General features: G+C 68.2%; 13 protein-coding genes. 6 read left to right on the top strand and 7 right to left on the bottom strand.

From position 1 onward, the window contains the following. Positions 1-123: 123 nt before the first annotated feature. From ACYQ1Z_RS05865 to ACYQ1Z_RS05880, 4 genes are read right to left on the bottom strand one after another with little or no spacing between them, the layout of a single operon-like run. The gene (locus ACYQ1Z_RS05865) at positions 124-1,086 is read right to left on the bottom strand and encodes an ABC transporter substrate-binding protein (protein WP_459791567.1); all 963 of its coding nucleotides are present in this window, start codon (positions 1,084-1,086) and stop codon (positions 124-126) included. Next, on the bottom strand, positions 1,083-1,826 hold the full coding sequence (locus ACYQ1Z_RS05870; RefSeq protein WP_459791568.1) for an ABC transporter permease: 744 nt from the start codon (positions 1,824-1,826) through the stop codon (positions 1,083-1,085). Before ACYQ1Z_RS05870 ends, ACYQ1Z_RS05865 begins: the two co-directional genes overlap by 4 nt. Beyond that, positions 1,823-2,554 carry an ABC transporter permease gene (locus ACYQ1Z_RS05875; protein WP_459791569.1) on the bottom strand — a complete coding sequence of 244 codons (732 nt, stop codon included), beginning with the start codon at positions 2,552-2,554 and terminating at the stop codon, positions 1,823-1,825. Before ACYQ1Z_RS05875 ends, ACYQ1Z_RS05870 begins: the two co-directional genes overlap by 4 nt. After that, positions 2,554-3,642 (bottom strand): ABC transporter ATP-binding protein, encoded by a 1,089-nt coding sequence (locus ACYQ1Z_RS05880; RefSeq protein ID WP_459791570.1) that lies wholly within the window; start codon positions 3,640-3,642, stop codon positions 2,554-2,556. Before ACYQ1Z_RS05880 ends, ACYQ1Z_RS05875 begins: the two co-directional genes overlap by 1 nt. 241 nt (positions 3,643-3,883) lie before the next feature. Between ACYQ1Z_RS05880 and ACYQ1Z_RS05885 the strand changes: the two genes are divergently transcribed. Continuing rightward, a complete protein-coding gene (locus tag ACYQ1Z_RS05885; RefSeq protein ID WP_459791571.1) occupies positions 3,884-4,900 on the top strand; it encodes a pirin family protein in 1,017 nt (338 codons plus the stop codon). A gap of 22 nt (positions 4,901-4,922) precedes the next feature. Here ACYQ1Z_RS05885 and ACYQ1Z_RS05890 read toward each other — a convergent pair whose 3' ends face one another. Then, positions 4,923-5,870 (bottom strand): N-acetylglucosamine kinase, encoded by a 948-nt coding sequence (locus ACYQ1Z_RS05890; protein ID WP_459791572.1) that lies wholly within the window; start codon positions 5,868-5,870, stop codon positions 4,923-4,925. A gap of 36 nt (positions 5,871-5,906) precedes the next feature. Beyond that, complete coding sequence (locus ACYQ1Z_RS05895; RefSeq protein WP_459791573.1) at positions 5,907-6,884, bottom strand: LysR family transcriptional regulator; 978 nt, start codon at positions 6,882-6,884, stop codon at positions 5,907-5,909. Between the two features lie 111 nt (positions 6,885-6,995). On the opposite strand from ACYQ1Z_RS05895, the gene ACYQ1Z_RS05900 reads away from it, so the two are divergent. Beyond that, on the top strand, positions 6,996-8,234 hold the full coding sequence (locus ACYQ1Z_RS05900) for an MFS transporter (protein WP_459791574.1): 1,239 nt from the start codon (positions 6,996-6,998) through the stop codon (positions 8,232-8,234). 159 nt (positions 8,235-8,393) lie between these two features. After that, on the top strand, positions 8,394-8,897 hold the full coding sequence (locus ACYQ1Z_RS05905; RefSeq protein ID WP_459791575.1) for an Lrp/AsnC family transcriptional regulator: 504 nt from the start codon (positions 8,394-8,396) through the stop codon (positions 8,895-8,897). Between the two features lie 56 nt (positions 8,898-8,953). Here ACYQ1Z_RS05905 and ACYQ1Z_RS05910 read toward each other — a convergent pair whose 3' ends face one another. After that, entirely contained in the window at positions 8,954-10,207 is a 1,254-nt protein-coding gene (locus tag ACYQ1Z_RS05910; protein WP_459791576.1) for an MFS transporter, read from the bottom strand. Positions 10,208-10,378: 171 nt separating this feature from the next. Here ACYQ1Z_RS05910 and ACYQ1Z_RS05915 point away from each other — a divergent pair, with 171 nt between their 5' ends. The 3 genes from ACYQ1Z_RS05915 to corA all read left to right on the top strand — a co-directional run bounded on the left by ACYQ1Z_RS05915 (position 10,379) and on the right by corA (position 12,384). Then, complete coding sequence (locus tag ACYQ1Z_RS05915) at positions 10,379-10,858, top strand: Lrp/AsnC family transcriptional regulator (protein ID WP_459791577.1); 480 nt, start codon at positions 10,379-10,381, stop codon at positions 10,856-10,858. 70 nt (positions 10,859-10,928) lie between these two features. Then, the gene (locus ACYQ1Z_RS05920; protein WP_459791578.1) at positions 10,929-11,354 is read left to right on the top strand and encodes a DUF1761 domain-containing protein; all 426 of its coding nucleotides are present in this window, start codon (positions 10,929-10,931) and stop codon (positions 11,352-11,354) included. A 34-nt stretch (positions 11,355-11,388) separates the two neighbouring features. Beyond that, positions 11,389-12,384, top strand: a complete 996-nt coding sequence (gene corA / locus ACYQ1Z_RS05925; protein WP_459791579.1) for a magnesium/cobalt transporter CorA — start codon at positions 11,389-11,391, stop codon at positions 12,382-12,384. Positions 12,385-12,407 lie beyond the last annotated feature (23 nt).

Consider the following 12,407-nt stretch of genomic DNA (forward strand, 5'->3'; position numbering starts at 1 on the left):
CCCCCCCCCCCCCCCCCCCCCCCCCTCCCCCCCCCCCCCCCCCCCCCCCCCCCCCCCCCCCGTCGTGGTTATGTCCGGCGGGGCCTCCGGCTTGCCCCGGCTGGCCCTATTCTTGGCGGTGTCCTACTTGACGATGCCTTTTTCCTTGAGCCAGGCATCGGCTGCTTCCTTGGCGCCCTGCTTCTGGGTGCCGCTGACTGCCCGGTTGAGGTTGATCAGGTCGTCGGTGGTCAGCATGCGCGACACGTTGTCCAGCGCTTCCTTCGCCTTGTCCGTGACCTTGGCCGTGTTGTACAGCGGGACAACCTGCTGGGCGATGAAATTGTTCTTGGGGTCTTCGAGGACCACGAGGTCGTTGTCCGCGATGGACGGGGTGGTGGTGTAGATGTCCGCCACCTGCACCTGGTCCTCAAGGAGCGCCTTGAGGGTCAGGGGGCCGCCGCCGTCGCTGAAGGGCTCCAGCTTGCGGGGCTCACAGTCGTAGTTCTCCTTGAGCCCGGGCAGCCCGTAAGCGCGTTCGGCGAACGTGGCCGGCGCGCCAACGGTGATCTCGCTGCAGACCTTGGCGAGGTCCTCGATGGACTTCAGTTGGTACTTTTCGGCCGTCGCCTTGGTGACCACCATGGCGTCCTTGTTTTCCGCCTTGGACGGCTCCAGCACGGCCAGTCCGTCAGGGAGCTTGTCCGGGAGGGCGTCCGCGATGTCCCCGGCCGATTCCTCGGTGGCTTCCTTGTCCACGTGCAGCAGCAGGTTGCCGGTGTAGTCCGGAACAACGTCGACGGACCCGTCCTGCACGGCCTTGAAGTACACCTCGCGGGAGCCGATGTTGGGTTTGGTAGTGGCGGTGATTCCCGCGGCGTTGAGCGCGCCGGCGTACAGTTCGGCGATGATCTGGCTTTCCGGGAAGTCTGCCGAGCCCACGACGAGGGACGCCGCTCCGCCGGACGCGCCGGTGGTGGGGGCCGGGCTGTTGCTCAGGGGATCGGACGAACCGCCGCAGGCGGACAGCGCCATTGCCAGGCCAAGTCCTGCGGCCAGTCCGCCGAAGGCCCGCCGGCCCGGGCGGGGGTGATGGCTGTTTTTCATGGTTTACCTCCTTGGACAACAGTCTCCGCGAGTACGGGGTCTGTGAGATCGGCCGCAGCCTGCTGGCTGCGGCGGGACTGCCCGGCCGCGCCTGATGTCAGGAACAGCCGTTGGAACAGGGAAAGGACAAGGTCGACGGCGATGGCCAGCGCGGCGATCAGCAGGGAACCGCCGAGCATCTGCGGAAAGTCGCTGAGGACCAGGCCGTCGAAGAGGTAGCGGCCCAGGCCGCCGAGGTTGATGTAGGCCACCACGGAGACGGTGGCGATCACCTGGAGCACGCCGGTCCGGAAACCGCCGAACATCACGGTCAGGGCGTTGGGCAGCTCGGCACGGAAGAGAACCTGGAGTTCGGTCATGCCCATGGCCCGGGCGGCGTCCACAACGTTCCGGTCCACACTGGAAATCCCCGCGTAGGTCCCGGCCAGGAGCGGCGGCACCGTCAGGATGACCAGTGCCCAGACCGGCGGCATGAGCCCGATTCCGGCCAGGAGCACGAACAGTGTCAGCAGGCCGAGGGTGGGCAGGGCGCGCAGCGCCCCGGCGAGCGCCACAACGGCGACCCGTCCCCTGCCTGTGTGTCCCACATAGAGCCCGACGGGGACGGCGATGGCGGCAGCGATCAGCATCACCAGCCCGGTGTACTGCAGGTGTTCGGCCAGCCGCGCGGGTATGCCGGCGCTGCCGCTCCAGTTCTCCGGATCGGCAAGCCAGGTGAAGGTATCGGAGAAGACGCTCATGTGAGTCCTTCCCCGGTCCCGGACCGGGCCGGCAGCCGTGCGGAGGTAGCGGAGGCGCCGTCCCCATCGGCGGGGGGCCGGGGTCCGCGTCCCTTCCCGGCCCGCTCCCACGGGGTGAGGAGCCGCTCCAGCAGGACCAGCAGGGAATCCATGGCCAGTGCCAGGACCAGGATGGCGATGATGCCCACCACCACTTCGGTGACGAAATCCCGCTGCAGGCCGGAGGTGAACAGCATGCCCAAGTTCCCGACCCCCAGGAGGGCCGCCACGCTCACCAGGGAGATGTTGCTGACGGATACCACGCGGAGGCCGGCGAACAGGACGGGCAGGGAGAGCGGCAGGTCAACCTGCAGGAAGCGGGCCACCGGTCTATAGCCCATGGCGACGGCTGCCTGACTGACTTCGGCGTCCACGGAATCGAAGGCATCCAGCGCGGCGCGGACCAGCAGCGCCACGGCATAGATGGTCAGCGCGACCACCACGTTGAGAGGATCGAGGATCCTGGTGCCCAGGATGGTGGGCAGGATGATGAAGAGCGCCAGTGACGGGATGGTGTAGAGGAGCGACGAGGCCGTGAGGACCACGGACCGGAGCGTGCGGTTCTGCAGGGCCAGTTGCGCCAGCGGAATGGATACCACCAGTCCCAGGACCAAGGGGACGAGGGCCAGCACCAGGTGCTGGCCCGCCCGTTCCAGGACCATGCCGCTGTTGGCGAGGAACCACTCCATCAGAGGGCGGCCTGCCGCAGCTGGCGTGCTTCTTCGATCAGCGCCAGGACTTCGCCGCCCCGGACCACGCCCAGCGCCCGGCCATCGGCATCCACGGCCACGCCCAGTCCGGAGGGCGAGGACAGGGCCGCGTCGAGCGCCTTGCGCAGGCTTTCGCCCGGCCGGAAGAGGGACCCGCCGGGAATTAGTCCCGTGCCGCTTCCGGGAGTGGACCAGCCGAGGGGGTGCCCGCCGTCGTCCACCACAAGCTGCCATCCGCCCGCGCCGCCCTCGGAGGGATGGCCGGACACAATGGTCGGCACCGGGTGGATGGTCACCCCGTCGGACGGGGTGAACCCCAAGTGCCGGAAACCCCTGTCGCGGCCCACGAAGGAAGCGACGAAGTCGTTGGCCGGTGCGCGGAGGATCTCTTCGGGCGTCGCGTACTGGGCGAGCCGTCCACCGACAGCGAAGACAGCCACTTTGTCCCCCAATGTGGTGGCTTCGTCGATGTCATGGGTGACGAAGACGATGGTCTTGGCCAGGTCCTTTTGTAGCCGCAGCAGTTCCTGCTGCAGCTCGTCCCGGACCACAGGGTCCACGGCGCTGAACGGCTCATCCATGAGCAGCACGGGCGGATCGGCGGCCAGGGCCCGTGCGACGCCGACGCGCTGCTGCTGCCCGCCGGAAAGTTGGGACGGGTACCGCCTGGCGAGAGACCGGGACAGGCCCACGACGTCCAAAAGTTCCTCGGCACGGTTGCGTGCATCCGCTTTCGGGACGCCGTTCAACCGCGGCACGGTAGCGATGTTGTCCAGGACCGAGCGGTGCGGCAACAGGCCGGCGGACTGCATAACGTACCCCATTGACCTGCGCAGCTCGGCGGCCGGCACGGATGTGACGTCCTTGCCGCCCACCGTGATGGTGCCGGACGTCGGTTCCACCATGCGGTTGATCATCCGCAACGACGTGGTCTTGCCGCAGCCGGACGGGCCGACGAAGACGGTAATGGAGCCTCTGGCGATGGACAGCGAGAGGTTGTCCACGGCCGGCTGCCCGCCCTGGTATTGCTTGGTAACGCCTTGGAACTCGATCATCGCCTGGTCCATGGTGCGGACTTACCTGTTCTGTTGGACGGGCACGGAATGCACCGCGACATTGACATCGGCACGCTGATAGTTACGGTAGCCCAAACCAGGTCCGGCAACACGGGATGCAGCACCTAATCTGTGGAATGGAAGCCCTACTGTGACCATTCGGCGCCGGGAACGCCCCGGATGGGTGTGATCTGTGGCCGCGGATACCCTGCTTTCCCTCCTGCCCTGCCGGCTGCAGGCCTACAGTGGGAGGGTGACCAATCTGGAAATCGCACCCGAAGAGGAAGTCTGCCCGCCGGCGAGCGCCGGGGGCAGCGAAGGCCCGTGCCTGCAGCTATGGCCCGAACGCCAGGTGCCGCTGGGCGGCGTGCGGGCCATGAATGTGCAGCGGACTTTGCCGCAGCGTGGCCTGCCCACCATTGGTGCATGGTGCTTCCTGGACAGCTTTGGGCCGGACCGCACGGCGATGTCGGTCCTGCCGCATCCGCATATCGGCCTGCAGACGGTCACCTGGCCCCTGGCAGGACACATCCGCCACCGGGACAGCGTGGGGAGCGACGTCGTGGTCCGCCCGGGGGAACTGAACATCATGACTGCCGGGCACGGCGTCTCGCACTCGGAGTTTGCCGTGCTTCCGCCCGCCGGCGGCGAGCTGCCGCTGCAGCGCGGCCTCCAGCTTTGGGTTGCCCTCCCGGACGGCGACCGCAACTGCGCGCCTGCGTTCGAGCAGCACCGGAACCTTCCAAGGGTGGTCGGGGAAGGTTTTACCGCAACAGTGATGGTTGGTGAACTGGCCGGCGTGTCCTCCCCCGCCACGATGTACACACCGATCGTGGGTGCGGACGTCTCGTGCGAAGGCGCGGCCGTGCTGCCCCTGAACCCGGACCATGAGCACGGCATCCTGGTGCTCGACGGCGGGCTGGCGCTGGACGGGCAGGAGCTGCCACCGGGACCGCTGGGCTACCTGGGCACCGGCCGGCGGGAACTGGAGCTGCAGGCCCGGCCCGGCACGCGGTTCCTGCTTATCGGCGGGGAACCGTTCCAGGAGGAACTGCTGATGTGGTGGAACTTCGTGGGCCGGACGCATGAGGAAGTGGAACAGGCCCGGGACGAGTGGGAAGCCCAGGCTGACCTGCCGGATGCGGACACGGCGGCGGCCAGGTACGGCCTGGTTCCGGGGCACGGGCCTGAGGCAGGCGCCGAGGCCGGCCGCATCCCCGCTCCCCCGCTGCCGGCTGTCCGGCTCACCCCGCGGAAACGGGCCGTCTGACGGACAGCGCCCCGTCCGGCGTTCAGTCCGGTTCGGCCACCAGCTGAAGCACCCCGAACACCGGTTCCTGGTCCAGGACGCGGACGTCGGTAACGCCCGCGGCGCCAAGGTGCCGGCGGAAGGCTTCCTGCAGAAGTTCCACGTGCATTCCCAGGCCGCCACCCAGGATGACCGGGCCGTCGATGCCCAGCTGGCGGAGGACCTGGAGCGCAAGGTCCGCCAGGTCCCGGCCCGCCTGGTCCAGCAGGCCCCGGCTTTCCGTGTGGCCGGCGCCTGCCGCCTCCACCACATGCCGGGCCTGTTGGGCCCAGAAGCGGCGGCCGGTGTCCGGTGAATGGAACAGGGCAATGAGCCGGTTGGGGTCCCCGACGCCGCAGGCCTGCAGCAGGGCCTTGGTGAGCTGGTCGGCCGGCACGCCCTGGTTCATGCGCCGCAGGCTGTGCCGCACGGCTTCACGTCCCAGCCAGTAGCCGCTGCCTTCGTCGCCAAGCAGGTACCCCCACCCGCCTGCCCGGGCCTCGCCGCCGCCGCCGTTCCTGCCCCAGGCCGCCGAGCCGGTCCCGGCGATGACCGCGACGCCGGTGCTGGCCCTGCCCGCGGCCAGCAGGAGGCGTGAATCGTGGACCACTGTGACGCGCGCCCCCGGGACGTGGGGCTGGATCAGCGCCGCCAGGGCCGCGGCGTCCTCGTCGGTGTCGATCCCGCCCGAGCCGGCATACACCCGGGCCACCGCGCCGCCGCCAATCCGGCCAAAGAGGTCCGCGATGTTGCGTGCCGCCTCCTCGCGGCTCACGTTCTGCACGTTGGAGCTGCCGGCGGACTCGTCGGCCACCGGGACGCCATCCTGGAAACGGACGCCATGCGTCTTGGTGCCGCCGATGTCGAGGCCGATGATGACTCCCGCCAGTGCTGCGGACGATGGCCCGGACTGACCGGCGGCGTGGGCGGAAGGGGATTCGGTGTTGGTCACGTCACAAGGGTACTGTCCGGCAGCGGCGCGGAATGACTAGTGGCCGGTCCGCTGCCTGACCAGGCCCGCCAGCAACGCCGGCCCCTCCGTGGCCACCATCTCCCGGAACAGCCGGACGGGCACCGGTTCGGTTCCCGGTTTCCTTCGCCGCCAGGTGACCCCCACCTCACGGACGGCAAGCGCGGAGTCCAGGGGAATCTCGACCCAGCCGAGGTTTCCCGTGTCCGGGCTGACGGTGCGCCCGGGCCGGTCTCCGCCCGGCGGCAGGATGCTGACGCCAAGACCTGCGGAGACCAGACCACGCACTGTATGCGAGTCCTGGCTTTCGAACGCGATGCGCGGCCGGTACCCGGCCTCCCTGAACAGCGCGTCGGTCAGGGAGCGCAGTCCGTAGCCCGGGCCGAGCGCCACGAACGGTTCGGTCCTGATGTCGCCGAGCCCCGCCGTCGTTCTTCCCGCCAGCCGGTGGCTGTGGTGTACCACCAGCAGGAGCGGCTCACGGTAAAGCGGAGCGGATTGGAGGTTCCGTCCGGCCAAACCCACGGGCGCTGTCAGCGCAATGTCCGCCGCGCCGGCAGCCAGTTCTTCGAGGCAGGCGTTCCGCGAGCCCTGGCTCAGGGTAAACACCGCGCCGGGGTGGCGGCTCCGGAAGGCACTGATGAGCAGGGGCAACGTGGCTTCGCCGAACGTGTGCTGGAATGACACAGCCACCTGGCCGCGCACCACCTCCGACTCGTTCCGCACAAGGTCCAGCCCGGCCTGGAATCCGGCGAGCGCCTGCTCGATATAGGGCAGCAGGGTGCGTGCGGCGGGTGTCAGCCGGACGCCGCGGCCGTCCCGCACCAGGAGTTCGGTTCCAACGACGGCGCTGGCCCGCGCGAGTGCCCTGCTCACCGTGGACTGGGGTACTCCAAGAAGTTCAGCCGTTTCGGTGACGTGTTCTGTACGGCCGAGTTCGGCAAGGACGGGCAGCAGCGGCAGGAGCTGGGCCAGTTGTTTGTGGTCCGCCTCCATGTGCCGCCTTCCTTCCGGTCGCCCGACTCCCCGGAAACATCCGCTGTTGCGATAAGTCTGGCATGAATTATGCATTGGAGGCATCTGTCTGGCCGGGGCTACCCTTGCACAATGCAGAACGCACCCCTCACTGGCAGCGGTTCCCCTCCCCGCTGGGACGGGCATCACAAGGGGTCCCGGGCGTATGGCCGGATCCTCGCCGGGCTCTCCTTCGCCGGGGTGGCAACGTTCGCCCAGCTGTACTCCACGCAGGCGGTCCTGCCGCTCCTGGCCGATGACCTGGACATCACGGCTGCGGAGGCCGCGCTGACCATCTCACTGGCAACGGTGGGCCTGGCCGTCACCGTGATTCCCTGGTCCTTCCTGGCCGACAGGATTGGCCGGGTCAGGGCCATGGCCTGGGGAATCTCGATCGCCACCGTCCTGGGCCTGCTTGTCCCCCTCACCACCAGTTTCGGCATGCTGCTGGTCCTGCGGCTCCTGGAAGGCATGGCCCTGGGCGGGATTCCCGCGATCGCCATCGCCTACCTCAATGAAGAAGTGACCAAAGCCCACACCGCCCTCGCCGCAGGCAGCTACGTCGCGGGCACCACCCTGGGCGGACTGGCGGGCCGGCTGGTGGCAGGTCCCGCCGGCGAACTGTGGGGGTGGCGGGCTGCTGCCCTGGCCGTCTCGGTCCTGGCGACCCTTGCCGCCGTCGCGTTCCTCATCCTGGTGCCCAGGGCCCGGGGGTTCGTGTCCACGCCGGCGTCAGGCCTGGGCGGTGCGCTGCGCACGCTCGGGCGCCACCTGCGGAACGTCCGCCTGCTGGCCCTCTATATCCAGGCGTTCCTGATGATGGGCGGGTTTGTGGCTGTGTACAACTACCTCGGCTTCCGGCTGTCCGGCGGACCGTTCAACCTGCCGGCCACCCTTATCAGCCTTATTTTCCTCGCCTACCTGTCGGGAACAGTGTCCTCCCGATGGGCCGCCGGGCTGACCATGCGCTTGGGCCGTCGCACCGTCCTGCTGGCCGGGCTGGCCCTCTCGACGGCAGGCCTGGCCATGACACTGGCGCCGTACCTGCCGCTGATCCTTGCCGGGCTGGTGGTGTTCACCGGCGGTTTCTTTGCGGCGCACAGCATCGGCGCCGGATGGACGGGTGCGATCGCCAATTCCGGACGGGCACAGGCGGCCTCGCTGTACAACCTGGCCTACTACCTGGGCTCCAGCGTTATCGGCTGGGCAGGAGGGCTGGTCTTCCAGTCCTGGGGGTGGCCGGCCCTGGCGGCGACCGTCATGGCCCTTGCCTGCCTCACAGCGGCCGCTGTCGCCGTCGTTCATCCCGGAGCTGAACGCACGACGGCGTAAGCCGGCGAGGGCGCCGCGCCGGCGCCTTTGTGGAGGCGAATATATGCCGTCCGCCGGGAGGCGCATAAAAGCGGAAATTCGGCAGCGGCGCCGGAACGGGACGTCATGATCCGGATCCGGCGGTCTAGGATGAACGAAGGACTGTTGGAAGGATCAGCCGTGAGCACGAACGCCAGGACCCCCAGGCCGGGATCGCACCTGGAACCGCTGGACGCCATCGACGAGCGCCTCCTGGCTGCACTCGTGGCCGACGCCAGGATTTCCAACAAGCAGCTGGCGGAGCTGGTGGGCATCGCCCCTTCGACCGCCCTGATGCGGACCCGCGCCCTTTCCGAACGCGGCATCGTCCAGGGCTACGAGGCCAAGCTGAGCCTTTCGGCGATCGGCCGGTCCGTGCAGGCACTGGTGGCCGTCCGGCTGCGGGCGCACGACCGTGACCAGATCGACCGCTTCACAGCCCGCGTGCCGCACCTGCCTGCCGTGCTTTCCACCTTCCACACCTCCGGCTCGGTGGACTACCTGCTGCACATCGCCGTCGCCACCACCGAAGACCTGCGCGACTGGGTGCTCGACAACCTCGCAACCGATCCGGTGGTGGGACACACCGAAACGACGCTGGTTTTCGAACACATCCAGGGAAACCACGGCCCGCTTCCGGACTGAACGGGCCTACCGACGATTGAACGGCGCGACTGTACGGCTTGGCTGTTCTGCCTGGCCTAGCAGCCTGGCACCCAGCGGCGGCGCAGCACCCGGAAAAACGTCAAGGCCGACAGGACAAGAGCGGCGGAACCGCAGGCAAGGACAAAGCCGGCCACGGCAGCGGCCTGGCCGAACACTCCCGTGGCCCAGCCCAGGCCAAGCACCGGAACCGCACTGCCCAGGTAGGTGATGACGTACACCGTGCTGACCACCTGCGCGTGCCGGGCCGGCTCCACCCGGGCGGCGACCTCGTTGAAGACCGTCCGGAATGCCAGGCCCTGCCCCGCCCCGGCCGCGGCCGCCGCCAGCACCAGCAGCCACGGGTTCTGCCACAGCCCCGCTGCGCCCAGCAGGAAGACAGCACCGCCCAGGACGGCCAGGCCCGCCGGAACCGTGTAGCGGCTCCGGGCGGCGGCCAGCTGGCTGGCCGCGGACGCGGCGAGCGGCAGGCCGGCGACCACGCCGACCAGGGGCCGGGAGTCCGTGTCCAGGACCTGGGCGAAATAGCCGGGCGCGAGCGACAAGCAGAAACCGAACACCGCAAAGCTCAGGAACCCGACGCCGGCTGCGAGCCAGAAAGCGCCACGCGCGTTCCGCGCCACGGACAGCCGCCGTGGCGCCAGCGCCAGCAGCGGCCGCGACGTTGCAGGATGGACGATCGCCGGCCGGGCTTTGATGAGGTACAACGGCACCAGGAGCGCGGCGAGGATCAGGGAATACACGGCGTACGGGGCGGTGGTGGCGCCCGGCAGCAGCGAGAACACCCCGCCGAGGGCCGGCCCTGCAGCCACACCACCCGAGGACGCCAGCAGGGTGAAGCGGGACGCCCATTCCGGACGGGACGGCAACAGTTCCCGCAGTGCGGCAGCGCTTGCTCCAGTTGCCAGCGCAACCGCCACGCCCTGAAGCGCCCGTCCGGCGCACAGCGCGGGCAGGGTCTCCGCTCCGGCGAACACCCAGCCGCCGGCCAGTCCGGTGACCGCGGCAAGGAGAAGTGCGGCGCGGCGCCCGATGTGGTCCGACCAGTGCCCGGCCAGCATGAGGGTAGCCACCAGTGCGAGGACGTAAGTGGCAAAAGCGGCCGTCACGTCCAGCGGGGACAGGCCCAGCTGTGCCTGGATCAGCGGGTAGAGGGGCGTTGCCAGGTTCGCGCCCACCAGGAGCACGAAGATGACCGCACCTGAAATCACCAGCCGGGCCCTGGTGGAGGCGTTCCACCCGGTTGCCGCAACCGGAGCAGGACGCATCCGGAGTTCACTGAAGACAGTCATGGGTGCCGCCTCTAAGATCAGCCGCGCCGGGTGGTCCTTGTGGGAGCCGGGAACGGACGTGGTTCGCGATGACTCCAGAGTGCTGCACGGTTGCCCATCCGGATTGAATGGGGTGGAAGAATTGAGCACGATCATCAAAACAGCCGTGCGCGCGTGATGGAGAGTGACCATTTGAACAAACTGGACCCGACCGACCTGAAGATCCTCCTCGCCCTGATCCGCGACCCCCGGATCCAGATCGGCGAACTGAGCGAAACGGTGGGCGTGGCGCGTAACACCGCCCAGTCGCGGGTACGCCGGCTGCTGCGCGCCGGAGTCCTGCGGGCGGGAGGACGCGAGGTGGACTTGGAGGCCGTCGGCTACGACGTGGTCGCCTTTGTCACGATCGAAGTCTCGCACCGGGAGCTTGATGGTGTGATCGCGGCGCTTCGGCTGATTCCCCAGGTCCTCGAGGTCCACGAGATCTCCGGCCGTGGCGACGTCTGGTGCCGGGTGGTGGCCACGGACACCCACAATTTGCAGGCTTCCCTGCGGCAGGTCCTGCGGATCAAGGGCGTCATCCGCACCGAAACCGTACTGGCCCTGCATACCCACATCCATTACCGCACGGAGCCCCTGATCAGCGGCCTCGCAAAGGTTGCGGCCGGCTAAGGCACTTCCGGCTGGTCATGGCCGGACCGGCTTCCCGTCCGGGGACGGGCAGAAGGCTAGGATTTCTTGAATGGACTGGCTTTCTTACGTCTCACAGATCAACTGGCCCGCCGTACTGCTCGCGTTCGCCGCCAGCATGGCGATCGGCTTCGTGTGGTACCTGCCCGCTGTCCTGGGCAACCGGTGGATGGCCGCCATCGGCAAGACCGAGGAAGACCTGAAGCACATCAGCGGCGGTGCGGGCATCTGGCTCCCCATGGTCGTGGCTTCGGCGCTGACAGCCATCCTCCTGGCCGTCCTGATCGGCAGACTCGGTCTCGACAATGCACTGGCAGCAGCCGTTTTCGCGCTCGTTGCAGGACTTGTTTTCCGGGCCGGCGGCCACCTGATCCATAACGGCTTCGCCGGCCGTCCCCTTGCGGTGACGATCATCGACTCCGGCCACGACATCGTGGCCATGACCGCATCCGGGGCGATCATCGGCGCGATGTCCTGACCATGGCGGCAGCACAAAGCAAAGCGGCCGCGCCGTGACCATCATTGACAATGCGGTCTACGTCGACGGCGTCCGGCACGCGGAACCGGAGAACCTGGAGCAAACGTTCGAGACGCTCGCCCACCACGGCGGGATGGCATGGATCGGCCTCTACCGCCCCACCGCCGCGGAGATGGCCGCCGTAGCCTCCGAATTCGAGCTGCACGCCCTGGCCGTGGAGGACGCCATTTCAGCCCACCAGCGCCCGAAGATGGAGCGCTACGAGGACAACCTCTTTACCGTCCTGCGGCCCGCCCGGTACCTCGACGACACCGAGACCGTAGAGTTCGGGGAACTGCACATCTTCACGGGCAGGAATTTTGTTGTCACCGTACGGCATGCGGAAACTGCCGGGGTGGCGCGGGTACGGAAAAGGCTTGAGGCGCGGCCCGACCTGCTCCGGCACGGTCCGGAGGCGGTGCTGTATGCCCTCCTGGACTCGGTGGTGGATGACTACGCCCCCGTGGTGGCCGGACTCGAGAACGACATCGACGAAATCGAGGACCAGCTCTTCAGCGGAGACACCACGGTGTCCCGGCGCATCTACGAACTCGCCCGCGAGGTCATCCAGTTCCAGCGCGCCATTCATCCGCTGCCGGACATGATGCACCAGCTCAAGCGGGGTTTCGCCAAGTACGGCATCGAAACGGAACTCCAGCACAACCTGCGTGACGTGGAGGACCACGTGGAACGGGTGATTTCCCGGGCGGACTCGTTCCGGGACCTGCTGCAGAACGCACTCACCCTGGACGGCACACTGACAGCCAACCGGCAGAACGAGGCCAGCGCCGAACAGAACGAGCAGGTCAAGAAAATATCCTCGTGGGCCGCGATCCTGTTCGCGCCCTCGTTCGTCGCCGGGATTTACGGCATGAATTTCGACCACATGCCGGAGCTGCACTGGGCATTCGGCTACCCCATGGCCGTAGGCCTCATGGCGGCGACCGGAGCGGCCATGTACGCCATATTTAAGAAGAAAGGCTGGCTGTAGGCGCAAATGCCTGCAGCCAGCCT

It is taken from the genome of Arthrobacter sp. AD-310 (genome assembly GCF_054656615.1).